The following is a 22,447-nucleotide window of genomic DNA, read 5'->3' on the forward strand; positions in this document are numbered from 1 at the left end:
TCGTAGGAGCGGCTTGAGCCGCGAACGCGTCAGACGAGGGGAAACCCCTTACCCCCAAACCACCAGGCAGTGATTCTTCTTGCCGCGACGCAGCAGCGTGTAACGGCCGAAACGTTGGTCCGATGCCTGCGGCACATAGGCAAGTTCGGAGACCTTGGCGCCGTTGAGCGCCACGGCGCCGCTCTCGATAAAACCGCGAGCCTGGCTCTTGGAGGCGGCCAAACCGCCTGCGACCAGCGTATCGATCAGGTTCTGTTCGCCGAGTTTGAGCGTCACCGTCGGCAGCCCATCGAGCGCCAGCTGTCCAAAATCGTCCTCGGTCAGCGATTGCTGATCTTCGGAGAACAGGCATTGGCTGATGCGCTGGGCCGCCTCGACGGCTGCCGCGCCATGCACCAGCGCCGTCACTTGTTCGGCCAGCAGTCGCTGCGCCTGCGGCGCACCCTCGCGCGCCTTGTCCGCCGCCTCGATCTCTTGGATTTCGGACATCGGCAGGAAGGTGTAGAACGCCAGGAAGCGGTATACGTCGGCATCGGCGGCGCCAAGCCAGAATTGGTAGAACTTGTACGGCGAGGTCTTTTTCGGATCGAGCCACACCGCGCCGCTTTCCGTTTTGCCGAACTTGGTGCCGTCCGACTTGGTAATCAACGGCAGCGTCAGACCGAACACCTGCTCGCGATTCATCCGCCGCGTCAGATCGATACCCGAGGCAATATTGCCCCACTGATCCGAACCGCCGATCTGCAGCTTGCACTGCAACTGGCGGTTAAGTTCGACAAAGTCGTAGCCCTGCAGCAGGCTGTACGCAAACTCGGTAAAGGAAATACCGGCCTCGTCGCGATCGATGCGCTGCTTGACCGAGTCCTTGTTGATCATGGCGTTGACCGAGAAGTGCTTGCCGATATCGCGCAGGAAATCGAGCACATTCATGTTGCCGAACCAGTTGAAGTTGTTGCTGACCACGGCGCTGTTGGCTCCGCGGTCGAAATCGAGGAACGGCGAGACCTGTTGGCGGATACGTTCGCTCCAGCCCGCGGTAATGTCCGGCGTATTGAGCTTGCGCTCGGCGGCCTTGAAGCTCGGGTCGCCGATCATGCCGGTCGCCCCGCCCACCAGCGCCACCGGCCGATGACCGGCCAATTGGAATCGCTTCAAGGTCAACAGCGGCACCAAATGACCGATATGCAGACTGTCCGCCGTCGGGTCGAAGCCGCAATACAAGGTCACCATGCCCTCGGACAACTGCGCTTCCAGCGCTTCGCGGTCGGATACCAGGGCGAGAAGGCCCCGCTCTTCGAGTTGGCTGATCAGAGTCTGCTGAGACATGAAACAAATCCTTACTTTAAAGTCATCTTGCTATGGATTGACCATTCTAGCGGATAACCCGTCTGCTTCGCACCTCCACCAAAGCCGCGCAACGAGGCTATAGTGAAACGAGCCATCTACCTTACTAAGGGGATTTGCGCATGAACCGCTTCATCGACACCGCCACATGCGACATTCTCGATCTGCACGAATTGGTGGAAACCTGGGTTCGAGGCGCGCCCGGGGCGCCACCGGTCGATATGGAAAAATTTCTCGCCCACTTCCACCCCGAGTTCGTGATGATCTCGCCGGCGGGGCGGCGCCAGGGGCGCGAGGTCTTGGCGCACACCATCGTCGACGCCATCAACCAGCGCAGCGAATTGGACATCGACATCGTCGATCTGGAGTTGGTGCATGCCACCGCCGACGTGGCGATCTTCACCTACGAGGAACAACGCCGCACGCAGCATCAATTCAGGCGCCGCATCTCGACCGCCACTTTCATCCGCGACGGCGAGGGCAAACCGCTACTGCGGCACCTGCAAGAGACCTGGATCGAAGATTAACTCAGTGCGAGCCCTGCTCGATCGGCGCAGACGGCTGTGCCTGAGTGGGATCGAGCTTCTTTTTCAAGGCATCCACCCCTTCGACCACGCCATCGCCCACCGCTTTGGCGCCTTCCACAATCGCGTGCCCGGCGGTTTGAGCGCCGCTCGCTACCACATGCCCTGCCTTCTTGGCGCCATGGGACACCGAATGGCCGACCGAGCTGGCTCCCTGCGAAACCGCATGGCCAACGTGTTTGGCTCCGGTCGCCACATCGCTCCCGACCGTCTCGGCATCTTGCTTAATCGTCGACACCGCCCCGGATGTCTCGGCGGCCATGACGTTGCCGGCAGCCAGGGTCAACAGAGCGGAGATAAGAACAAGCGTTTTACGCTTCATCGAACCTACCTATAGGAAATGGAGTACGCCAATATCTTAGCACGCTCCTATCGGCGTCAGGTGGCGAGCACTTTCAAGGCATCCACACGCTTCTGGCGCAACTCAGGCAGACACAGCGACAACAACGGGCCGGTCATGAACGTGGTGGTAATGGCCATGACTACCATCATCGCAAAAATCTGCGGCGACAGGATACCGATGTCGTAGCCGATATTCAGCACGACCAATTCCATCAAGCCTCGGGTATTCATCAGAATCCCAAGCGCCCACGATTCGGACCATTTCACCCCAGTAGCGCGCGCGGCAAAGGCGGCGCCCAGCATTTTACCCACCGTCGCGACGATGATGATGACAGCGCAAGCCAGCCAAGCTTGCCAGCTGTCGAGCAGGCTGACCTGGGCACGGATGCCGGTATAGGCGAAGAAGATCGGCAACAGCACCACCGTGGTCAAGTCTTCGATCTTGGCGCTCAGGCTGGTACGGAACGATACGTGGTGCGGCATGATCGCCCCGGCCAGAAAGGCGCCGAACAAGGCATGGATACCGATGACTTCGGACAACAACGCCGACCCCAGGCCGACACAGAAAATGAAAGCCAACTGGGCACTGGAAAACTTGCCTTCCACCGTGGCCGGACGCAAGACGCTAAGCGCCAGCGGCCGCACCACTTTGAGCATGAAGAGCACATAAATCGCGGCCACGCTCAACACGACCAGTGCCGAATGCATGGACCCGGCCTTGACGATGCCCAGCACCGCGGCGAGCAGGCACCAGGCCGTCACGTCGTCCACCGCGGCGCAGGCAATGGCCATCGAACCGAGCGCCGTGCCGCCCAATTGTTTGTCCTGGATAATCCTGGCAAGCACGGGGAAGGCCGTGATGCTCATGGCAATGCCCATAAACAGGGCAAACGAGGAGAACGCGACGTGTGCCGAGCCGAAGTGGGCGTAAAGCCCAAGCGAAAGCAGCGCGCCGAGCAGAAAAGGCAGCAGAATACTCGAGTGCGATATCGCAATCGCGGCGGCGGCGCGATCCTTCAGATTGGAGAGACGAAGATCCAGCCCCACCAGAAACATGAAAAAGATCAGCCCGATCTGGCTGAAGAAGTACAACTGCGGCATCGAGCGGTCGGGGAAGATGAACGAAAAACCGGCAGGCCACAGCAAGGCGAACACCGACTTGCCGAGCAGCAAACCGGCGATCATTTCGCCCACCACCGGCGGTTGACCAAAAAATTTCAGCACGCCGGCGCAAGCGCGCGACAACGTCAGGATGACCAGCATCTGGATCAACAAGCCGACTAGCGGCAGACTGGCGTTTTTGGCCAACACCTGCTGCGCGATCGACGACCAATCGGCCGCACCGGCGCCGCCGCCTTGCAAAAAAGTGGGAATACCTTCCGGACCCTGACTGAGTATCCAGGCGAGCAACGACAACGCCAGCGTCAATACCGCGCCATAGGTCAGGACATGCAAGATCGCTTTTTTCACATCGGCCCCTTCGACACGGTGCATCGCCAGCGCGCGCAGTGCGTTCGTTTTGTGATGGCTGGCATCGTAGCACCGCCCCCGCGCCAGGGGATGGCCAGGGTGAACTTCCGCAAGAACAGGTCGCACTTTCACTGCTTTTTCAACCGAAGAGAAGAATGGAATGCGACACACTTCCGGCGCGAGGACGACGGCGGGCGTGCCCGCCCACTGTCAGAAAGATACGTTGGCATACCGACAGGCGGTTCTTAGGATGCCCTTGCCAAACGCCCACAGCATGCGAGGTCGGTTCACGTCCAGTCCCCGAAAGAATGGCACGTTCAACCAGCGGAGACTTGGCGCAAGGCGCTTTTCTGTGCCCGCAGCACGGGATGAACGCTTATGACGCGGCTAACGCGAGCAACGAGATCACGCCATGAGATCGAAAAGGATACCTGACAATGTCGGTCAAATTGAGCGTATCGAGATGGTTGGGCATTGACTCGCTCGGCCCGCCGTTGTGGCACTTCCAATTCAGCTTTTTCATCCTGACAGTGGGCGGGCGCTGCACTCAGCTAGCGGTCGCTTGGTGGGCATTGGCGGCGACCCATTCCGCAACGGTGTTCTCCTACATGGTCGCCTGCGCAATCGCCGCGGAGGTTCTGGCAAAACCCTTGCTCGGATGGGTGGGAGATCGACACGATAAAATCCGTGTCTTGCTCATTTGCAATGTCGTCAACGTTATCGGCGCTTTTGCACTCTGGCTGTTAGCCGCTATCGGCTGGTTCCAACCGGTGCTGGTCGGCGCATTGATGGTTGTCGGCAGTTTGGCGGTCGGGCTACGCGACCCACTCCAGTCGAGCATCATCCCGGCGCTGGTCGACAAGGAGCGGGTCGCCCTCGCCTTCCGATCCAAGAGCATCATGTCCTCGCTGGCCCTGCTGATTGGCCCGGGTCTAGCCGGCGCGCTGGTTTCGATATGGGGTGTCGGAACCGCCCTGGCGCTCGAGGTTGCGGCGGCCACCATCGCCGCCGCTCTGGCATGGAAACTTCTCGCCATTCCGCAACGCTTTGCCAATCGATCCAGCGTGCCGCATATGGGATGGCTATCGATGATCGTGTCCGGCTTCAAGACCGTCTATCGGGTCAGAACCGAGTTCTTTTTGGCACTATTGGCAATGGTGGTCAATTTCGCGCTCTACCCGTTTTTCAGCATTTTGGTGCCGCTGTTCGTCAAAAACAGCTTATCGATGCCGGCCTGGTATGTTGGCGTGCTGGACGCGAGTTTTGGTCTGGGCATTCTGTTCGGCAGCTATCTCGGTATCGGCTGGCTGAGTAAGTGGCTGCCGCGCGATGCCAGCATTGCGCTTGGCTTTGCCCTACTGGGAGGCAATCTGTTCGTCACCGGCCGATTGCTGCCGCCATGGCTGATCCCGGCTGCATTTGCCGCCGGCGGCATGGGACTGATGCTCATCAATGTCCATGCCGCCACGGTTAGAACGTTGGCTACGCCTGCATCGCACCGCAACCGCATGGCGGCCACCGTGGCGTTTTTTTCGTCGGCCGCAAGTCCGGTTGGCAGCATGACGATCGGCATGCTACTTGGCTCGTTTAGCCTGTCGGGGATCATGATGGTCCTGGGGGGGATGGTCTGTGTCCTCGCGATGACGGTCTTCTTCATCCCTTACTTCAAGCAGGTAATGTGGATGCCGGACGATCGGCTCGATGGGGTCTACGCCGAGATCTATCCCAACGCATTCGAGGACCCGGCTCAGGGGCGGCGTAAGACGTGAACGCCCAAATGGGCGCCAGCCCTATCGAAAGAGCAGGACTATCCTTTGGATCCATAACGTTTTTCCATCCCTGTTCGATACTTCCGGCACAACGCGGTACGGCATGCCGATCATCCGGCGGCCCCGCTTGATAGACCAGGCGCAACTGCCTGTATTTTGGAACGTGATCGATCAGGAAAAACACGATGAAGCGACAATTCCCGGGACGCATCCCCGCTGTCCTATGCACAACGCTATTGATGATGAGCCAAGCATGGGGCGGCTCCACGATATGGACCCCACCGAGCGCATGCACAACACTCAATTGCGACGCCACGATCGTACACGCCAACATCACCAGCAGTTCGACCAACCCTGGCGGCAGTGTCGAACCTTTTGTACTGCAGGTGCACAGCTCGCCACAATATTGCATGCGCCTGGATGTATTTAATCAAAGCGCATGGATGCACATCGCGGTGGTCGCCCCGGATGGGACGGTATGGCGCAATTTCGGACGCGCGCCGAACGATTATCGACCGCTGGTGGTGGTGCCGAGCGGAGTGCAAGGGTGGTATACGGTACAGATCTCCTTGGTAGGTGGACGCACCGCCACACCGGGCGTGCACTACAATGCCGACCTGGCCTACGGCCGCTACACCAGCGTAGCCAACCCCAACTGCGCCAACCCGACGCCGCCGTCCCTGAAGGCGAAGGACGCCGACCAGATTGCCGGCCCCTCGAACCAAACGAGCAAGTAAGGCAGGCACCTATTGCAGGTACGCACCACGCAAAAAAGCCAACCCGTATGGGTTGGCTTTTTTACTAATTCTGGTGGCCAATCTCGGAATCGAACCAAGGACACGCGGATTTTCAATCCGCTGCTCTACCAACTGAGCTAATTGGCCAACTTTTCTGCGGCTGTGAGCCGTTCAGAGGTCGCCATTTAACCAGAGCCACCCAGGCCCGTCAAGCATTTTGGCGTAAATTTTCCTTCCCGTTTATCGGAAAAATAAAACCTACAGAAGAAACAGCCACTTGTCCTGCCACACCTTTTTGTTGCATCGAACACCCCGCCCGCAGCAGACGGGGTGCGGCAAAGAGGAAACGGCGATCAGGCAGTCAATACGCCGCGGCGCACCTGATCCTCCTCCATCGATTCGAACAATGCTTTGAAGTTACCTTCGCCGAAACCATCGTTGTGCTTGCGCTGGATGATTTCGAAGAACACCGGTCCGATCACGGTTTCGGTAAAGATCTGTAGCAAGGTGCCGCCGCCTTCGGTCGGTGCGCCATCGATCAGGATACGATTGCGCTGCATTCTCGCCAGATCTTCGCCATGGCCCGGCACGCGCCGATCGACACGTTCGTAATAGGTATCCGGCGTATCGAGGAACTTCACACCGCCGGCGCGCAATTGCTCCACCGTGGCATAGATATCCTCGGTCGCCAAGGCAATGTGCTGAATCCCCTCCCCGCTGTAGAGACGCAAGAACTCCTCGATCTGGCTCTTGTCATCGGCCGACTGGTTGATCGGGATGCGGATTTTGCCGCATGGGCTGACCATGGCGCGCGAGGTCAAACCGGTCAGCTTGCCTTCGATGTCGAAGTAGCGAATTTCGCGGAAGTTGGCGATGGCGGTATAGAAGCCGGCCCAAACGTCCATATTGCCGCGCGCGACATTGTGCGTCAGGTGGTCGATTTCCAGCAGACCGGCGCCCTTGACTTGCCAGTCGGCCCCCGGCAACGGCTCGAAGTCCACATCGTAGATATGGCGGTCGCCATAACGATCGACCAGATAAATCGCCGAGCCGCCGATTCCCTGGATGGCGGGAATATTCAGCTCCATGGCGCCGACCGGGTGCTCATAGGGCTTGGCACCGTGTGCCAGCGCGTACTCGTAGGCGAGAGCGGCATCTTTGACACGCCAGGCCATGGCGCAGACCGAGGGGCCGTGTGTCTTGGCAAAATCCACAAAGGGCGCCACCGGCTCGCCATTGATGATGAAGTTGATGTCGCCCTGACGGTACAAGGTCACATTGCGATGACGGTGGCGAGCCACGGCGGCAAAGCCGAGCGACTTGAACAGCTCGCCGAGTCTGGCAACGCCGTCGGCATCTGCCGCGGTATATTCGACAAACTCGAAGCCGTCGGTGGCCAGCGGATTGATCGGGTTCATGCAGTTTCTCCGTTGTTTTCTTCTGATGTGAGCCATCCTCTGAGGGATCTCGGCCCAAAGGGTCTTAGAACAACTTATCCGCCCAGCGGGCGAACTCGTCCTCCAATTGATCGAAGCTGTCGATAACGAACAGCTTTTGTTGCATGTGCCAAATATCGTATGTCTCGGCACTGACCACTTCGATATCGAAGGATCGTTTTTCCGTCTGATCCGACAAACTGAACAGCACCTCGTCCGGCGAGGACAAGATGCCCGAGCCATAGATGCGATGCTGGCCATGCTCGCGGATCAGACCGAATTCGACGGTGTACCAGTAAATGCGCGGCAGCCATTGTTTGGCGGGATGATCCAATTCGAAAGCGCGCACACCCACTTGCCCGAAACGCTCGAAAAAGGCGCAGAAGCGCCGGTCCGTCAACAACGGCACATGCCCCATCAGGTCGTGGAACATGTCGGGGGCCGGGGTATACCCCAACTCCTCCGGCTTGCGGATAAAATCGGTCGAGGGAAAATGGCGCGATGCCAACAACGCAAAAAATTCTTCGTCCGGCACAATGCCGTCGACCCGCACCAAACGCCAACCGGTCGTTGCTTCGATGCGATCGCTGATGTCGGCCAAGCGCGGAATGTGATCCCGCGGGAAATCGACCATCTCCAAACCTGCCAGGAATTCCCGGCAGGCCCTCCCCGGTAAAACGCGCTGCTGATTGGCCAGTAATGTCGCCCAGGTTTGATGCTCGATATCGCTGTAGGCCGGCACGGCGACGCGATGAATATCGCGCTCGTGGACTAATGCCATCTTCATGTCCTGCCGGATCAAACCCGCTTCAGTGGTATACATTGCATCTTTCCCTTACTTATTGATTCCGAAGAGATAACTTCCGCGTGTAAAATAAGCTTGTTAGGCATTTTATTCTAGAGAAGTCGCTCGCCAATTTCATGGCTAATATGCCTTATAATGCGAATACAAAAGAACAATATTTCAACATAACCAAACAAAAGGACAAGAGATGCCAAGTCTTACATTAGATAAGACCGACTTGAGGATTCTGGCGGAACTGCAACTCAACGGGAGATTGACCAACGTTGAACTGGCGGAACGAGTGGCCTTGTCCCCGTCCCCCTGCCTGCGTCGGCTGAAACAGCTCGAAGAATCGGGGGTCATCAGCCAATATGTTGCGCTTTTGGATCCCGCCAAGATCGGTCTTGGGCTACAAGCGTTCGTGCGCGTCACCCTGGAGAAACGCGGCAATGCCCACAACGAGACGTTCGTCAAAGCGGTGCAGGGCTGGAGCGAGGTCATCAACTGTTTCGCCATGACCGGGGAAATGGACTATTTGCTTCAGGTGTACTTCGAGGACATGGAGCACTTTTCGCGCTTTGTGATGAACGAGTTGCTGCAGCAAGCAGGGGTCGAGGACGTCAAGTCCAGCTTTGTGCTCAAGGAATTCAAACGCACAACCTCGCTGCCGCTCAATCACCTGCGCTAACCATTCCGGCCGGAACGGAACGGCACCGTTCCGGCCCCCTCGCCCCGCCCGACGACAAGGGCTCCGCCCCAAGGGAGACTGATGCGTTTCAAACCGTTGGCGCTACAGGTTTTGCAGCAGATTCTGCTGTATGCCGTCCTGTTCTGGTTGCTGGTCAGCGCCGTACGCGCCGGCCTACTGTTCTCGCAAGGGCAAAAACACCTGGCCGAGATTCCCGATACCGTCAACACGCTGTATATGCCGCTATTGGCACAAAGTGTTTGGGACGTCGAACTTGCGACGACTCAAAAAGAGCTGGCCAGTATCAGCGCGATCAACGGCGTGGAGTCGGTTTTGCTGGAAACTCGTCTAGGACAGCGGTTGCGCTATGTACGCCCGCACTCAGACGGCGAACACCACAATATTTATCGTCTGGACGTCCACCTCAACCATGGCAACCGCGAATCGCTCGGCACACTAACGCTGTACGTCTCAAACACGCTGGTCCAGCGCGAAATCGCCAACGACCTGATCAGCAGCATGGCGCAACGCGTACTGGACTTCATGGCGCTGGCGCTGCTGATCGTCTTCATCCTGCGCCGTCGTTTCGTCGTCCCGGTCCAGCAACTCGCCCAGGCAGCACGAGCGTTCGTCCCGGGCGAGCCGGCGCCAGCCTTCCGTCTGCAGTATCCTGCCGGCGTAGAAGATGAAATGACCCAATTGCTGGCTTCCTTCAATGCCATGCGAGCCAGCATCAACAACCACCTGGCCGAACGCAAGCGCTATGAAACCGCGCTGAAACAGGCGCGCGACGAGTTGGCCAGCCGGGTGGAGGAACGTACCGCCCGGCTAGACCGACTGCTGAATTTTCAGCAACTGATCTCCGCGGTGTCATCGCGTTTCATCAACATTCCGCTCGACGAAATCGACGGCGCCATGGAGCAAACGCTGGCGCAGATCGGCACCTTCATGGAGGTAGACCGCTGCTACTTGATCGGCGTCGACCAACTGCAGGTAGTCAGCATGGTGCACGAATGGCAGGCCGCGGGGATTGCGCCGGGCGCAGAAGGACTGGACTTTGCACCGCTGTCATCCCGCCCGGCCCTGTTCGCCACCCTATTACGCGAAGGTGTGCTGAACATTCCAAACTGCCGCCAGATACCGTCGTTCGGGCACACGCAAACGCAGTGCGACATCCAGAGCCTGCTGATGATCCGCATCGACTACCTCGACCAACCGGTGGGGGTCTTCGGTTGCGACATGGTGCACAGTCCGCGGCAGTGGCAAGACGAGGAACAGCTTTTGGTGCGCTTGCTGGGGGATATGTTCGCCAACATGATCATTCGCCGGCAGCAACTGCACGCGCTGTCCGACACCCAGCAACAACTAGAGGAAGCCAACGCCCACTTAGCGCGTATGGCGCTCTCCGACAGCTTGACGGGACTCGCCAACCGACGCCATTTTGACGAAGAAAAGCGCCAAGCATTCGACAAAGCGCGTCGCAAGGGCGCCCCCTTCGCGCTGATCATGCTGGATATCGATTTTTTCAAGGAGTACAACGACCACTACGGCCACCAGGCAGGCGATCAGTGTCTGCAGCGTCTAGCCGCGCTATTGACCTCGCTCTTCACCTACCCCGGCGAATTGCCGGCCCGCATCGGCGGCGAGGAGTTTGCCGTTTTACTGCCCGGCATCGATTACCAAGGGGCACTGAAACGGGCAGAGGCCCTGCGCCAGGCCGTCTGGGACTTGAACATGCCGCATGCCAACTCGCGTATCGCCGACCGCGTTACCGTCAGCCTCGGCGCCATTGCCATGGATCCGGGTCTACACAGTGGTGTCGAACAGATGATCGCCGATGCCGATGCCGCGCTCTATCGAGCCAAAGCCTCGGGCCGCAACTGCATCGGATAAGCTCAACGAGCGCCCTGCAGACGCATAATCCGGAATTCCCCTATTTTCCGTAATGATATTGAATTCGGCTCTAAAAATGAAAACGGGCGACATGACAGTCGCCCGTTTTCATTTTTCAGCCAATGGCTTAGCGTGCATAGCGACGGCCTTGACGGTGGTAAACACTCCAAGCCAGACGCAATTGGGTCAACAGGTTCAACATGGTACTCTCCTTTAATTTAGCAATCCGGATACCGCCTTATATGGCATTTATGTTATCCGAGCCCCAAAGATACCCACACCACCTAACCCGGTCAATGACATAACATATCTTTTCAGATAGTTCTTATTATTATTAAATTATTATAAAACACCCAAAACCAAGAAATTAGCCGCCCCACAGCGAGATAAGCCCATGATTCATCTGTGGCATATCCGCGACGTCGACAAGTAAAAGCAAAACAGCTCCGCCTGATTGCGCGGAGCTGTTTGCATCAACGAAGCGCTGTGCGACTAAAGACCCAGGCGCTGCCAGATGGTCGACACCGTCCCCGCCTGGTTCAAGGTATAGAAGTGCAAGCCAGGCGCCCCGGCCTGCAGCAACCGGTCGCACAGCTCGGTCACGACGTCCAGGCCCAAAGCACGCACCGAGGCCACATCATCGCCATAGGCTTGCATGCGCAGGCGCAGCCAACGCGGCACCTCGGTACCGCAAGCATCCGAAAAACGGCACATCTGACTGAAATTGGCGATAGGCATGATGCCCGGCACGATGGGCGCCGTCACGCCGCGAGCGCGAATTTCGTCGACGAAGCGAAAGTAGCTGTCGGCATTGAAAAAATACTGCGTAATCGCCGAATCGGCTCCAGCACCCATTTTACGAACAAAGTTGTTCAGATCATCCTCCGCCGAACGTGCCTGAGGATGGAACTCGGGATAGGCCGCCACTTCGATATGAAAGTGATCGCCGTGTTCGGCGCGGATGAATTCGACCAGCTCGTTGGCGTAGCGAAACTCGCCCGCCTCCACCATCCCCGACGGCATATCGCCGCGCAGAGCCACGATATGACGCACCCCGTGCGCGCGGTACTCGTCGAGCATGGCGCGGATATTGGCACGGGTGGAGCCGATACACGATAAATGCGGCGCCACCGCCAGCCCGTGCGAGCGGATTTCCTGCACCGTGGCCAAGGTGCCTTCGCGTGTACTCCCCCCGGCGCCGAAGGTCACCGAAAAGAATTCAGGCTTGAGCGGTGCCAGTTGCCGCAGCGTATTCTTGAGCCGGGTCATGCCTTCCGGCGTCTTCGGCGGAAAAAATTCGAAACTGAAATTGGATGTCCGTTCAGCCATGCTCTCCCCTGGTTTCTCTATTTTTCGATGCCCGCCACAGCGGGCGGGAGGCTCTGATTCTAGCCCGCGGCCTCCCTGCCCGCCGAGTCATCCATCAATAACGATAGTGCTCCGCCTTATAAGGCCCAGCCACCGGTACACCGATATAAGCGGACTGTTCGGTACTCAATTCGGTCAACTCGGCGCCAATGCGCGTCAGATGCAAGCGCGCCACTTTCTCGTCCAGGTGCTTGGGCAACACGTAGACCTGCTTCTGGTACTGCCCGCCGCGCTGGAACAACTCCATCTGCGCCAGCACCTGGTTGGTGAAGGAGTTGGACATCACAAAGCTCGGATGGCCGGTCGCGCAGCCCAAGTTCACCAGCCGTCCTTCGGCCAGCAGGATGATGCGCTTGCCGTCCGGGAACACGATGTGGTCGACCTGCGGCTTGATGTTCTCCCAGCGATACTGGCGCAGACTGGAGACCTCGATTTCCGAGTCGAAGTGACCGATATTGCAGACGATGGCCTGATTGCGCATGGCTTTCATGTGCGCATGATTGATCACGTTCACGTTGCCGGTTGCCGTGACGAAGATATCGGCCTTGTCGGCGACCCGATCCATCTGCACCACGCGATAACCTTCCATGGCCGCCTGCAACGCGCAGATCGGATCGATTTCGGTTACCCACACAGTGGCGCCCAGGCCGCGCAGGCTCTGCGCGCACCCTTTGCCCACGTCGCCATAGCCGGCCACCACCGCCACCTTGCCGGCGATCATCACGTCGGTTGCGCGCTTGATGCCGTCCACCAGCGATTCACGGCAGCCATACAGGTTGTCGAACTTCGATTTGGTAACGGAATCGTTGACGTTGAATGCAGGGAACGGCAGGTGGCCATCCTTCTGCAATTGATACAGTCGATGCACGCCGGTCGTGGTCTCTTCGGTCACCCCCTTGATCAAGGCCAGACGCTTGGAGTACCACTGGCCGTCAAGCGCCAGATGGCGCTGAATGGCGGCGTATAGCGCTGTCTCTTCGGGGTTGCCTGGGTTGGCGAGCACCTTCCGGTCGGCCTCGGCGCGCGCGCCCAGCATCAACAGCAGCGTCGCATCGCCACCGTCGTCGAGAATCATGTTGGCGGCTTGTCCGGCCGGCCATTCGAAAATGCGGTGGGTGTATTCCCAGTATTCGTCCAGGCTCTCTCCCTTGAAGGCGAACACGGGGATGCCGGCGGCGGCGATGGCAGCGGCGGCGTGGTCCTGAGTGGAGAAAATGTTGCACGATGCCCAGCGAACCTCGGCGCCCAGCGCCACCAGCGTCTCGATCAGTACACCGGTTTGAATGGTCATGTGCAGCGAGCCGGCGATGCGCGCGCCAGCCAGCGGCCGCGAATGGCCATACTCGGCTCGCAAAGCCATCAACCCGGGCATTTCGGTCTCGGCAATACTGAGTTCCTTGCGGCCCCAGTCGGCCTGCTTGATGTCGGCAACCAGATAATCGGTGAAGTCAGCCATCGTGTCTTCCTTTACACGCGGCCGAGGGGGAAGGAGGCAAAAGCGCTTACCTGTCCTCCCGCACCTCGGCACGGATTGTCAGGTAAGCGCCGTTTTGAACCGGGCCTGGGACGCTTAGCGTCTCGCAGCGCTTCCCGGATGCAATCGATTTACAGCCCGGCGTCGGCTTTCAATGCCTCGGCCTTGTCGGTACGTTCCCAGCTGAATTCCGGTTCCTCGCGGCCGAAGTGGCCATAGGCGGCGGTCTTGCCGTAGATCGGGCGCAGCAAGTCCAGCATCTGGACGATGCCCTTCGGACGCAGGTCGAAATGGCGCTTGACCAGCTCGACGATTTTTTCGTTCGGGATGCGGTTAGTACCAAAAGTGTCCACGGCGATCGACGTCGGCTGAGAGACGCCGATGGCATACGACACTTGGATTTGACACTGACGTGCCAATCCGGCGGCAACGATATTCTTCGCCACGTAGCGGCCGGCATAAGCAGCGGAACGGTCGACCTTGGACGGATCCTTGCCGGAGAAGGCGCCACCGCCATGCGGTGCGGCACCGCCATAGGTATCGACGATGATTTTTCGGCCGGTCAGGCCGCAATCGCCCATCGGGCCGCCAATCACGAATCGGCCGGTCGGGTTGATCAGGAATTTGGTTTCGGCCGTCAGCATCTCCGGCGGCAGCACCGGCTTGATGATGTCTTCGATCACCGCTTCGCTCAGTGCAATGTGGTCGATATCCGGGCTGTGCTGGGTCGACAGCACCACGGTGTCGATGCGTTTGGGCAGACCGGTTGCGCTATCGTAGACGCAAGTGATCTGGCTCTTGGCATCCGGACGCAGCCACGGCAAACGGCCATCTTTGCGCAATTCGGCCTGGCGCTGCATCAGTCGGTGCGAATAGTAGATCGGGAACGGCATCAAGGTCGGGGTTTCGTCGCAGGCGTAGCCGAACATCAATCCCTGGTCGCCGGCACCCTGATCGAGATCCAGCCCTTGGCCTTCGTTCACGCCCTGCGCGATATCCGGCGATTGACGGTCGTAGCACATCATGACCGCGCAACCATGGTAGTCGAAACCCAACTCGGAATTGTCGTAGCCGATACGCTTGATGGTTTCGCGCGCCACCTGGATATAGTCGATGTTGGCATGAGTGGTGATTTCGCCCGCCAGGACCACCAGCCCGGTGTTCACCAGGGTCTCGGCCGCCACGCGGCCGAATTTATCTTCGCGCAGAATAGCATCGAGGATGGCGTCGGAAATCTGGTCGGCCACCTTGTCCGGATGCCCTTCGGACACCGATTCCGACGTAAACAAATATTCACTCATTTTGATGTGCTTTCCGAATAATCTACATTCGTAATGATAAAATACGCGACTTTAACGCGACTTGAATCCCTTGCCCATGGCTTCGCTGGTCAAACTGCTACTCTCCATGCTCGCCCGTCTGCCGCTAGGCTGGCTACAGATGCTCGGGGCCTTGCTCGGCCGACTCACCTTGAGTCTGTCAGCGTCCTACCGTGCCCGCATGGAGGAAAACCTCAAACATAGCAAAATTCTTCAAAATTATCAGCTTTTTCCCAAGGCGGTCAAACAATGCGCGGCGGAAACCGGCAAGGGTGCGCTCGAGCTGGCCATCGCCTGGTGCCGCGCGCCGCGGGATATCGCGCGCATGGTACAGGCTTGCGACGGCTGGGAGCATGTCGAGGCAGCCATCGCCGCCGGCCACGGCATCGTCTTCGTCACCCCGCATCTGGGTAGTTACGACATCGCGGGACGCTACATCAGCCATCGTCTGCCGTTTCCGCTAACCGCCATGTACCGTCCGCCAAAACTTGCCTGGCTGGAGCCGGTGATGAACGCAGGTCGTGCCCGCGGCAAGGGCAAAACCGCACCGGCCACCGGCGCGGGAGTGCGCGTGCTCATGAAAGCGCTTAAATCGGGCGAAGCCACCATCATTTTGCCCGATCAGGTACCGGGCAACGGCGAAGGGGTTTGGGCACCGTTTTTCGGCCGCCCCGCCTACACCATGACCCTGGTGCCGCGCCTGGCGATGGTGCAGGGAGTGGAAACGCTGCTGTTCTATGGCGAGCGTCTGGCGGGCGGCAAGGGCTTCAAAGTGCATATCCGCCCGCTGCCGGAACCATTTAGCGGCGACAAGATGGCCGATGCGGCCGTACTCAATCGCGCCGTCGAGTCGCTGATCGCCGAGAATCCGCTGCAATACCTGTGGAGTTACAACCGCTATAAATGCCCGGCGGGCGTGGAACCGCCGGCGGCAAGACAAGGATGACGATGAAAATTTTATTTGCGCTGCTGTGGCTAATCCGACTACTGCCCATGCCACTGATCGGCGCGCTGGCCTGGGGACTTGGCAACATCGCGTGGGCTTTAGCCGCCGACCGGCGTCGCGTCGGTCTGATCAACCTGCGACGCTGTTTCCCCGAAATGACCGATGCCGAGCGCCATCGGCTGCTACGACGCAACTTCCGCTACATGATGCGGCTGATGCTGGAGTACGGCGTGGTCTGGTGGAGTTCGGCCAAGCGCCTGGATCGGCTGGTCACCATCAAGAACCTGCACTATGTGACAGATCTGCGAAACCAGGGCCGCGATGTGATCCTGTTCTACCCGCACTTCGTCGGTTTCGAAATGTGCGTGTTCGCACTCAATCAACATCTACCGCTTGTCAGCGTCTACTCGGCACAGAAAAACGATACGCTCGACGCGCAGATTTACCGGGGCAGACAGCGTTATAACAACGCCTACATCGTCTCGCGCCAGGAAGGCTTGCGTCCGATCATCAAGGCCATGCGCAAGGATCACGCGCCGTTCCTCTATCTGCCGGATCAGGACTACGGCGCTCGCGATTCGATCTTCGTCAAGTTCTTCGGTATCGACACCGCCACCATCACCGGCTTGTCGCGCATTAGCCAACTGGCTCGCGCCGCGGTGGTGCCGGCCATTGCCCGCCGCGTGGGCAACCGCTGCGAATTGGAGTTCTACCCGCCGTGGGACGACTTCCCCAGCGACGATGTCGTCGCCGACACGCAGCGCATGAACAGCTTCCTGGAAGAGCGCATCCGCGAACAGCCCGATCAATACTTCTGGCTACACAAGCGTTTCAAGACGCGCCCGCAAGGCGAAGAGAGCTTTTACTAACGTATCCGCCCCCTTATCGCCAACCGGGTGGAGGCGGCGGCATCACGTACGCCGGTCGTCGAGGCGGCGGAGCAGGAGCGGCCTCGGCACGCGCGAAGCCGCCGTACATCGGTACGCGCTCGCCTTTGGCATACATGCACTGGACATACGCCTGATCATAGCGTTGCTGTGTCATGCGCGCCGAAGCATTGGCGGCATCCGTGCCGGCCAGCGCGCCCCCCAACAAGCCGACGCCAGCGCCGACACCGGCGCCTTGATGATTTCCGCCGATCAGCGCCCCGGCCGCCGCACCGACTACCGTACCCACGGCGGCCGATGTCAGTGCGCTATGGCCGGCGTTTTGCTCTGCGCTCACGCCGTCCCCCTGGTATTGGGCATACTGGCGGCAACTCGCGTCATCCGCCTGAAACTGCTCGAACGTTTTGTCGGCCCCCGGCATGACCATCACCGATGGACCGGTCGGATAGCTTGCGCAGGCCGTCAGCGTCAGCAATCCGGACAGACGGCACAGCGAAATGACCGTCAGCCTCATGGCGCATCCTCCCCTTCTGGCGGGGAGGCCGGGACAGGCAGCCAAGGCCCCTTGCATTTCTGTACGTACGGGTAATAGCCCTTGGGTTTATTGCAGTAATACCAAGTATTCCCCGATGTCGGCGCGGTCGACACCTCGTTGGCCGGCATCTGCTGTACATAAACCGGCGGCGCACTCGGCACCACCACGGCCGGCGGCGGATAAGCATACACTGGCGCCGGCACCACGTAGACGGGCTGATGCCAGTAAGGGCCGAAGCCGAAGCCCACGCCAACCACGACATGCGCGGCCATCGCGTTGGCGGCTATCGACCCGACAAAGAGCGCCGGGACGATCTTGCCGATCCATTTCATAATGAACTCCTCATGCGGCTATCCATTGTGCAAGCAGGCCATCCCGTGTGCATTGAGCTTCATGGACGCGCCGGCACCATTTCCCAGTGACGGCATTCGGGCACATAGGGGTAATAGCCGGCCGGATGACGGCAGTAATACCAAACCTGAGCGGGTGCGGGCGGTGCGGCGACAACGACCGGCGGCGTGTAGGGATCCGGGTACGGATACACCGGTGCCACATAGGAATACCAAATACCGCCGACGATCCACCACCAGCCGTCGCGACCGTCATGATGGCCGTGGTACCAGTTGCCGCCGCGCCATACCGTGACGTCGCGCTCGTGGAAGCGATGAATATCGCCGGACCATCCGTCATGTCGGCGCCAATTCTGGTCGCCGTCATGATGATCGTGATCGGCCAAGGCCGGTTGTCCCAAGCAGGCAGCGCTGATGCCCAGTAAAGCCAGAATGAATTTGATGTTCATGAATCGTATTTCCTTCAGGGGGATGGTATGAAACCGCCAGCCCGCTGGCGCCTTCGGCGGGGTTTGCAACCCAACCGGCACGCTACGCGTTCATGCCCGGGGAATGGAGTTGATCTCGTTGTTATCGACGAGGTCGCGCATGGCGCGTCGACTTCGTCTTTTGGATTTGCTTACTTTATGCCGCAAAAACATGTCTTATCTGTTTAGCGACAATTAACAAATATGTCAGCGAGGCGAAATTGCTGCATGCCATAAGACAAAGCCCCCGGACAATGCCGGGGGCCTTGCAATGCGACTGTCGTCCTCGAATTCAGTCCGTGCCGTATTTCGGCGAGCGCGGCCCATACAGGATGCCGTTGAAGCGCCCGGCTTCCAGTAGCCGCTGATCGGCGACGCCGGCCACCGGATACGCCGCATCGCTCACCTTGTTGACCACTTGCTTGATCGCGGCCGCGATCAACTGCACCAGCAGGCCATTATTATTGTTGTTATCGTTCTCCGCGCTGGAGGCGTAGCCGGTACCAGTCCACAGCTCGGTATTGTTACGCAAGTCCACCAATCTGGCGGTCACGCTCACCGTCGCCACGCTATCGAAGACCTGGTAGCTGACCCCATACTTGTTGATATCGATGTACAGGGCGGCATCCGCGCCGAAGATCTGCCGCAACTTGGCCGGCGCAACCGCGTGAATGTCGTTGGCGGTCGTCAGGCCGTTCTGCTTAAACGTCTCGGAGACCAGGCTGACGGGAAGCACATAGTAACCGGCCTCTGCCAGTGGGTAGGTGACCTGTGCCAACACGCCGTTGCCGGCGTTCACATCGGTCGCTTCGCTCACCGGCGGCAAGACCAGAATTGAATGCGGTTTGCTGTTCTTGAAAGCGGTGTAATCCACTTGCTTGGGCGGTTGTACAGCACAGGCGGCCAGCAACGAGACAAGGCCGACTGCGAACAGCGATTTACTCATGTATTTCAACATGTCGATCTCTATTTTTTCAGATTGGACAGCAGATAGTTCATGTAAGGCGCCGATTCGGGAAATAGCTTTTGCTCGGCCTGAAAATTCTGCAGCATCATGCTGTTGTTGCCGATACTGGCATAGAGCATGCCCAGATGGGCGTAGTAGCCCGGCGGCGGCGTGTTGCCCTTGGCGCGGATTTTCTGCAAATCCTCTTCCATTTCTGCGATCTGCTTATCCGGCCCGCTTTTCTGGTCGCCGCGCAGATAGCTATATACATGCGGCTGGTAACCTTCCCATTGATACATGGTCTGCGGCTGCGATGCACAGGCGCCGAGTCCGGCACATGCAGCCAGCATCAACACCAGGCCGCCCCGTTTCTGCATTGTCGATTTCATTTTCGTTCTGTCCGTCGATTATTGTTGCTTTGGATGCCACGCGCCCGACTCGATGCCTTCGACCAGATGATCGACGGCTTCGCGAATCGCCAGGTCAAGCACCTTACCGTTCAACGTGGAGTCATAGCTGGCCGTGCCGCCAAAACCGAGGATTTCGCGATTCGACAACTTGTACTCGCCGGCACCCATGCTGGAATACACGACTTCGGAAGTGTGGGTATTGACAACGTTCAGGCTGACCTTGGCGTAGGCGATCTGTTGTTTGCCACTGCCCAGGAGGCCGAACAACTGGTCGTCACCGACTTCCTTACGGCCAAATTCGCTCACGTCGCCGGTAATGACGAAGTCCGCCCCCTTCAGCGATTGGGTCTTTTTCTGCAGTCCGGCCTCTTGCTGGATCTCCGCCATGTTGTCGCGATCGAGCACATTAAAGCGATTGGTCTGCTGCAGATGGGTAATCAAGATGGTTTTGGCCTGCGAGCCGACATGATCGATGCCATCGGAGAAAACGCCACGCATATAGTTAGAACGGTTGTCGAACTTGCCGACGGCGATCGGCGCGCGCAGTCCGTTATAAGGCCGAGCGGCACTGCTCACTTGCTGAACGGCCAATGACTGGGACGTCTCGGTCGCACAGCCGGTCAACAGGGCGACAAGTGCGGCTAAAGCCAGCAAAGGCTTCGCGGGTTGGTTGAACATGAGCTTTCTCTCCACCTCGAAGGCAAACAATTTACAAAAAGATAAACATTATAAAGACATCAATGATGATGTGTATAAGTAACAACTTAAATATTCATTTCAGATAGTCATTGTTGCGCCATCGGCAACATTTGCACAAGTCTAAGCGGGTTTCGTCACGAATTGTCAAACAATCGAAAAAGGAAAACCGCGGGGTCAGAGGCAGGAACGGAACAGGGTAAATGCGATGCCGGGGACAAAGTCCCCGGCCAGGATCAGGAGCGCGGATGCCAGAAGTAGCGCCAGGTAAAGCCGGGGAACGCGAAGACGACGAACAAGGCGAAGGTGCTGGCATAGAACTGCCAGTTCTGCTCATGCACCGGCATCAATCGGGCTTCCAGCAAGCGGGCAAACACTCCCACCAGCAGATACAGCACGACGAACTCCAGCAAGCGCCAGGCAAAACGCTTGTGGGCCGTCGCCACCACCCCGCCGATGCGCGAGAGCAAAAACGGCAGGTTGGCGGCGATCAGCGCCACAATCAGCAGGACGGTCACACTGGCTTGCATGGCGGCGCTCAGAGAGAGGTCAACGATTGCTTGACGGCGGTCATGCACAGTGCCACGAGTTGCTGCGGCAGCACGCCCAGCGCCAGAAGTGCCAAGCCGTTCAGCGACAGCACCAAACGCATGTCCGCACGCACTTCGATGGCGGCATCTTCTTCGGCATCGTCGAAATACATCGCCTTGACCACGCGCAGATAGTAGAAAGCGCCGATCAGCGACATCAGCACGGCAAAGACCGCCAGCGGAACCATCCCGGCATTGGCCGCCGCGCGAATCACCGCGAACTTGGCGTAGAAACCGGCCAGCGGCGGGATACCGGCCATCGAGAACATGGCCAGCAGCATCAGAAACGCATACCAGCTGTTGCGTTGGTTCAGCCCCTTGAGATCGGCGACCTTCTCGCATTCGAAGCCGGCGCGCGATAGCGCCAACAGCACACCGAACGCCGCAAGCGACATCAGCACGTAGATGATGGCGTAGTACATGGCGGACGACATCCCCTCGGCGTTGCCGGTCAGGAAACCGACCAGCAGGAACCCCATGTGCGAGATGGTCGAGTAGGCCAGCATGCGCTTGATGTTGGTCTGTACGATCGCGGTGAGGTTGCCCAGCGCCATCGACAGTACGGCGACGATCATCAGCATGCCCTGCCACTGCGACAGCAGTGCTTCCATCCCCTGCCCCAGAATGCGCGTGAGGAACACGAAGGCCGCGAGCTTGGGCGCGGAACCGATCATCAGCGTGATGGCGGTCGGCGCGCCTTGATAGACGTCAGGCACCCACATGTGGAACGGCACGGCACCCAGCTTGAAGCACAGCCCGGCAACCAGGAACACCAGACCGAAGACCAACAGCACGGTATTGCCGTTGCCGGAGGCGATGACGCGGGCGATGGTGGCGATGTCCAGCGAACCCGTCGCGCCATACACCATCGACATGCCATACAGCAGCAGACCGGAGGCCAGCGCACCGAGCACAAAGTACTTCATCGCGGCCTCGGTTGCCGGCACCGAGTCGCGACGCAGCGCGATCAGGGCGTAGAGCGCCAACGACAACAGTTCGAGGCCGATGTACAACGTCATGAAGTGGCTAGCCGAGACCATGACGTTCATACCGAGCAGGGCGAACAGCGTCAACGTGAAGTACTCGCCCTTGAACATCTGGCGATCCGCCACGTATTGCCGGGTATAGATCAGCACGGCGGCGGTCACGCCGTACAGGAAGAACTTGATAACGCCGGACAGCGGGTCGGCCACGAACATCTTCTGAAAGGTTTCGACCGGTACCGGTGTCCAGGCCAGGTACTGCATCGCAGCACAGCCCGCCAACGTCGCCAGCGACAACCCGTAGAGGACACCGCGCCGCTCGTCGTCGAGCAACATGTCGATCACAAGCAAGACCAGCACCGCCGAGAGCAGGAACAGCTCGGGCAAGGCCGGCATCAGGTTCAAAGTAGCCCAGTTCATTGTGTTTTC

Annotated in this window: 23 protein-coding genes, 1 tRNA gene and 1 riboswitch; of the genes, 7 read left to right on the plus strand and 17 right to left on the minus strand. The window is 58.9% G+C overall.

Features of this window, described 5'->3' with window-relative positions:
• Positions 1 to 48 precede the first annotated feature (48 nt).
• A complete protein-coding gene (gene tyrS / locus DFP86_RS10985) occupies positions 49 to 1,326 on the minus strand; it encodes a tyrosine--tRNA ligase (protein ID WP_133681126.1) in 1,278 nt (425 codons plus the stop codon).
• Between the two features lie 140 nt (positions 1,327 to 1,466).
• Here tyrS and DFP86_RS10990 point away from each other — a divergent pair, with 140 nt between their 5' ends.
• The gene (locus DFP86_RS10990; protein ID WP_133681128.1) at positions 1,467 to 1,871 is read left to right on the plus strand and encodes a DUF4440 domain-containing protein; all 405 of its coding nucleotides are present in this window, start codon (positions 1,467 to 1,469) and stop codon (positions 1,869 to 1,871) included.
• Position 1,872: 1 nt separating this feature from the next.
• Here DFP86_RS10990 and DFP86_RS10995 read toward each other — a convergent pair whose 3' ends face one another.
• Positions 1,873 to 2,250 carry a hypothetical protein gene (locus DFP86_RS10995; RefSeq protein ID WP_133681130.1) on the minus strand — a complete coding sequence of 126 codons (378 nt, stop codon included), beginning with the start codon at positions 2,248 to 2,250 and terminating at the stop codon, positions 1,873 to 1,875.
• 56 nt (positions 2,251 to 2,306) lie between these two features.
• Positions 2,307 to 3,740, minus strand: coding sequence for a cation:proton antiporter domain-containing protein (locus DFP86_RS11000; RefSeq protein ID WP_166642234.1), 1,434 nt, complete (start codon positions 3,738 to 3,740; stop codon positions 2,307 to 2,309).
• Between the two features lie 437 nt (positions 3,741 to 4,177).
• Here DFP86_RS11000 and DFP86_RS11005 point away from each other — a divergent pair, with 437 nt between their 5' ends.
• Positions 4,178 to 5,509 carry an MFS transporter gene (locus tag DFP86_RS11005; protein ID WP_133681134.1) on the plus strand — a complete coding sequence of 444 codons (1,332 nt, stop codon included), beginning with the start codon at positions 4,178 to 4,180 and terminating at the stop codon, positions 5,507 to 5,509.
• 185 nt (positions 5,510 to 5,694) lie between these two features.
• The gene (locus tag DFP86_RS11010; RefSeq protein ID WP_133681136.1) at positions 5,695 to 6,246 is read left to right on the plus strand and encodes a hypothetical protein; all 552 of its coding nucleotides are present in this window, start codon (positions 5,695 to 5,697) and stop codon (positions 6,244 to 6,246) included.
• A gap of 71 nt (positions 6,247 to 6,317) precedes the next feature.
• On the opposite strand, the gene DFP86_RS11015 is transcribed toward DFP86_RS11010, so the two are convergent.
• From DFP86_RS11015 to DFP86_RS11025, 3 genes are all read right to left on the minus strand, one after another.
• Positions 6,318 to 6,393, minus strand: a tRNA-Phe gene (locus DFP86_RS11015).
• A 206-nt stretch (positions 6,394 to 6,599) separates the two neighbouring features.
• Positions 6,600 to 7,664, minus strand: a complete 1,065-nt coding sequence (hppD, locus tag DFP86_RS11020; protein WP_133681138.1) for a 4-hydroxyphenylpyruvate dioxygenase — start codon at positions 7,662 to 7,664, stop codon at positions 6,600 to 6,602.
• Positions 7,665 to 7,728: 64 nt separating this feature from the next.
• Entirely contained in the window at positions 7,729 to 8,505 is a 777-nt protein-coding gene (locus DFP86_RS11025; protein WP_133681140.1) for a phenylalanine 4-monooxygenase, read from the minus strand.
• Positions 8,506 to 8,674: 169 nt separating this feature from the next.
• Here DFP86_RS11025 and DFP86_RS11030 point away from each other — a divergent pair, with 169 nt between their 5' ends.
• Both DFP86_RS11030 and DFP86_RS11035 read left to right on the plus strand, forming a co-directional pair.
• The gene (locus DFP86_RS11030) at positions 8,675 to 9,154 is read left to right on the plus strand and encodes an Lrp/AsnC family transcriptional regulator (RefSeq protein WP_133681142.1); all 480 of its coding nucleotides are present in this window, start codon (positions 8,675 to 8,677) and stop codon (positions 9,152 to 9,154) included.
• Between the two features lie 81 nt (positions 9,155 to 9,235).
• Entirely contained in the window at positions 9,236 to 11,047 is a 1,812-nt protein-coding gene (locus DFP86_RS11035) for a diguanylate cyclase domain-containing protein (protein WP_133681144.1), read from the plus strand.
• Between the two features lie 492 nt (positions 11,048 to 11,539).
• Here DFP86_RS11035 and metF read toward each other — a convergent pair whose 3' ends face one another.
• The 3 genes from metF to metK form a co-directional block, all read right to left on the minus strand.
• Positions 11,540 to 12,376 carry a methylenetetrahydrofolate reductase [NAD(P)H] gene (metF, locus tag DFP86_RS11040; RefSeq protein ID WP_133681146.1) on the minus strand — a complete coding sequence of 279 codons (837 nt, stop codon included), beginning with the start codon at positions 12,374 to 12,376 and terminating at the stop codon, positions 11,540 to 11,542.
• Between the two features lie 94 nt (positions 12,377 to 12,470).
• Positions 12,471 to 13,871, minus strand: a complete 1,401-nt coding sequence (ahcY, locus tag DFP86_RS11045; protein ID WP_133681148.1) for an adenosylhomocysteinase — start codon at positions 13,869 to 13,871, stop codon at positions 12,471 to 12,473.
• A gap of 77 nt (positions 13,872 to 13,948) precedes the next feature.
• Positions 13,949 to 14,012, minus strand: a riboswitch (S-adenosyl-L-homocysteine riboswitch).
• Between the two features lie 8 nt (positions 14,013 to 14,020).
• Positions 14,021 to 15,190 (minus strand): methionine adenosyltransferase, encoded by a 1,170-nt coding sequence (gene metK, locus DFP86_RS11050; RefSeq protein ID WP_133681150.1) that lies wholly within the window; start codon positions 15,188 to 15,190, stop codon positions 14,021 to 14,023.
• Between the two features lie 76 nt (positions 15,191 to 15,266).
• Between metK and DFP86_RS11055 the strand changes: the two genes are divergently transcribed.
• Complete coding sequence (locus DFP86_RS11055; protein WP_133681152.1) at positions 15,267 to 16,154, plus strand: lysophospholipid acyltransferase family protein; 888 nt, start codon at positions 15,267 to 15,269, stop codon at positions 16,152 to 16,154.
• A 2-nt stretch (positions 16,155 to 16,156) separates the two neighbouring features.
• A complete protein-coding gene (locus DFP86_RS11060; RefSeq protein WP_133681154.1) occupies positions 16,157 to 17,023 on the plus strand; it encodes a lipid A biosynthesis lauroyl acyltransferase in 867 nt (288 codons plus the stop codon).
• A 13-nt stretch (positions 17,024 to 17,036) separates the two neighbouring features.
• Here the strand turns inward: DFP86_RS11060 and DFP86_RS11065 are convergent, their stop codons facing one another.
• From DFP86_RS11065 to nuoN, 8 genes are all read right to left on the minus strand, one after another.
• Complete coding sequence (locus DFP86_RS11065) at positions 17,037 to 17,555, minus strand: YMGG-like glycine zipper-containing protein (protein ID WP_133681156.1); 519 nt, start codon at positions 17,553 to 17,555, stop codon at positions 17,037 to 17,039.
• On the minus strand, positions 17,552 to 17,908 hold the full coding sequence (locus DFP86_RS11070) for a hypothetical protein (protein ID WP_133681158.1): 357 nt from the start codon (positions 17,906 to 17,908) through the stop codon (positions 17,552 to 17,554). Before DFP86_RS11070 ends, DFP86_RS11065 begins: the two co-directional genes overlap by 4 nt.
• 59 nt (positions 17,909 to 17,967) lie before the next feature.
• Positions 17,968 to 18,375 (minus strand): hypothetical protein, encoded by a 408-nt coding sequence (locus DFP86_RS11075; RefSeq protein WP_133681160.1) that lies wholly within the window; start codon positions 18,373 to 18,375, stop codon positions 17,968 to 17,970.
• Between the two features lie 310 nt (positions 18,376 to 18,685).
• Positions 18,686 to 19,339 (minus strand): DUF799 domain-containing protein, encoded by a 654-nt coding sequence (locus tag DFP86_RS11080; RefSeq protein ID WP_208108316.1) that lies wholly within the window; start codon positions 19,337 to 19,339, stop codon positions 18,686 to 18,688.
• Between the two features lie 20 nt (positions 19,340 to 19,359).
• Positions 19,360 to 19,728 carry a DUF4810 domain-containing protein gene (locus DFP86_RS11085; RefSeq protein ID WP_208108310.1) on the minus strand — a complete coding sequence of 123 codons (369 nt, stop codon included), beginning with the start codon at positions 19,726 to 19,728 and terminating at the stop codon, positions 19,360 to 19,362.
• Between the two features lie 18 nt (positions 19,729 to 19,746).
• Complete coding sequence (locus DFP86_RS11090) at positions 19,747 to 20,427, minus strand: CsgG/HfaB family protein (protein ID WP_133681164.1); 681 nt, start codon at positions 20,425 to 20,427, stop codon at positions 19,747 to 19,749.
• 254 nt (positions 20,428 to 20,681) lie between these two features.
• The gene (locus DFP86_RS11095) at positions 20,682 to 20,975 is read right to left on the minus strand and encodes a DUF2818 family protein (protein WP_133681166.1); all 294 of its coding nucleotides are present in this window, start codon (positions 20,973 to 20,975) and stop codon (positions 20,682 to 20,684) included.
• Positions 20,976 to 20,983: 8 nt separating this feature from the next.
• The gene (nuoN, locus tag DFP86_RS11100; RefSeq protein ID WP_133681168.1) at positions 20,984 to 22,438 is read right to left on the minus strand and encodes an NADH-quinone oxidoreductase subunit NuoN; all 1,455 of its coding nucleotides are present in this window, start codon (positions 22,436 to 22,438) and stop codon (positions 20,984 to 20,986) included.
• Between the last annotated feature and the right edge of the window lie 9 nt (positions 22,439 to 22,447).

It is taken from the genome of Paludibacterium purpuratum, from assembly GCF_004363805.1.
Taxonomy (GTDB): Bacteria; Pseudomonadota; Gammaproteobacteria; order Burkholderiales; family Chromobacteriaceae; genus Paludibacterium; species Paludibacterium purpuratum.

Bases quoted from the DNA above. Each gene is read 5' to 3' on its own strand.
- tyrS (WP_133681126.1), bottom strand. From the start codon at position 1,326: ATGTCTCAGCAGACTCTGATCAGCCAACTCGAAGAGCGGGGCCTTCTC.
- DFP86_RS10990 (WP_133681128.1), top strand. From the start codon at position 1,467: ATGAACCGCTTCATCGACACCGCCACATGCGACATTCTCGATCTGCAC.
- DFP86_RS10995 (WP_133681130.1), bottom strand. From the start codon at position 2,250: ATGAAGCGTAAAACGCTTGTTCTTATCTCCGCTCTGTTGACCCTGGCT.
- DFP86_RS11005 (WP_133681134.1), top strand. From the start codon at position 4,178: ATGTCGGTCAAATTGAGCGTATCGAGATGGTTGGGCATTGACTCGCTC.
- DFP86_RS11010 (WP_133681136.1), top strand. From the start codon at position 5,695: ATGAAGCGACAATTCCCGGGACGCATCCCCGCTGTCCTATGCACAACG.
- hppD (WP_133681138.1), bottom strand. From the start codon at position 7,664: ATGAACCCGATCAATCCGCTGGCCACCGACGGCTTCGAGTTTGTCGAA.
- DFP86_RS11025 (WP_133681140.1), bottom strand. From the start codon at position 8,505: ATGTATACCACTGAAGCGGGTTTGATCCGGCAGGACATGAAGATGGCA.
- DFP86_RS11030 (WP_133681142.1), top strand. From the start codon at position 8,675: ATGCCAAGTCTTACATTAGATAAGACCGACTTGAGGATTCTGGCGGAA.
- DFP86_RS11035 (WP_133681144.1), top strand. From the start codon at position 9,236: ATGCGTTTCAAACCGTTGGCGCTACAGGTTTTGCAGCAGATTCTGCTG.
- metF (WP_133681146.1), bottom strand. From the start codon at position 12,376: ATGGCTGAACGGACATCCAATTTCAGTTTCGAATTTTTTCCGCCGAAG.
- ahcY (WP_133681148.1), bottom strand. From the start codon at position 13,871: ATGGCTGACTTCACCGATTATCTGGTTGCCGACATCAAGCAGGCCGAC.
- metK (WP_133681150.1), bottom strand. From the start codon at position 15,190: ATGAGTGAATATTTGTTTACGTCGGAATCGGTGTCCGAAGGGCATCCG.
- DFP86_RS11055 (WP_133681152.1), top strand. From the start codon at position 15,267: ATGGCTTCGCTGGTCAAACTGCTACTCTCCATGCTCGCCCGTCTGCCG.
- DFP86_RS11060 (WP_133681154.1), top strand. From the start codon at position 16,157: ATGAAAATTTTATTTGCGCTGCTGTGGCTAATCCGACTACTGCCCATG.
- DFP86_RS11065 (WP_133681156.1), bottom strand. From the start codon at position 17,555: ATGAGGCTGACGGTCATTTCGCTGTGCCGTCTGTCCGGATTGCTGACG.
- DFP86_RS11070 (WP_133681158.1), bottom strand. From the start codon at position 17,908: ATGAAATGGATCGGCAAGATCGTCCCGGCGCTCTTTGTCGGGTCGATA.
- DFP86_RS11075 (WP_133681160.1), bottom strand. From the start codon at position 18,375: ATGAACATCAAATTCATTCTGGCTTTACTGGGCATCAGCGCTGCCTGC.
- DFP86_RS11080 (WP_208108316.1), bottom strand. From the start codon at position 19,339: ATGAGTAAATCGCTGTTCGCAGTCGGCCTTGTCTCGTTGCTGGCCGCC.
- DFP86_RS11085 (WP_208108310.1), bottom strand. From the start codon at position 19,728: ATGAAATCGACAATGCAGAAACGGGGCGGCCTGGTGTTGATGCTGGCT.
- DFP86_RS11090 (WP_133681164.1), bottom strand. From the start codon at position 20,427: ATGTTCAACCAACCCGCGAAGCCTTTGCTGGCTTTAGCCGCACTTGTC.
- DFP86_RS11095 (WP_133681166.1), bottom strand. From the start codon at position 20,975: ATGCAAGCCAGTGTGACCGTCCTGCTGATTGTGGCGCTGATCGCCGCC.
- nuoN (WP_133681168.1), bottom strand. From the start codon at position 22,438: ATGAACTGGGCTACTTTGAACCTGATGCCGGCCTTGCCCGAGCTGTTC.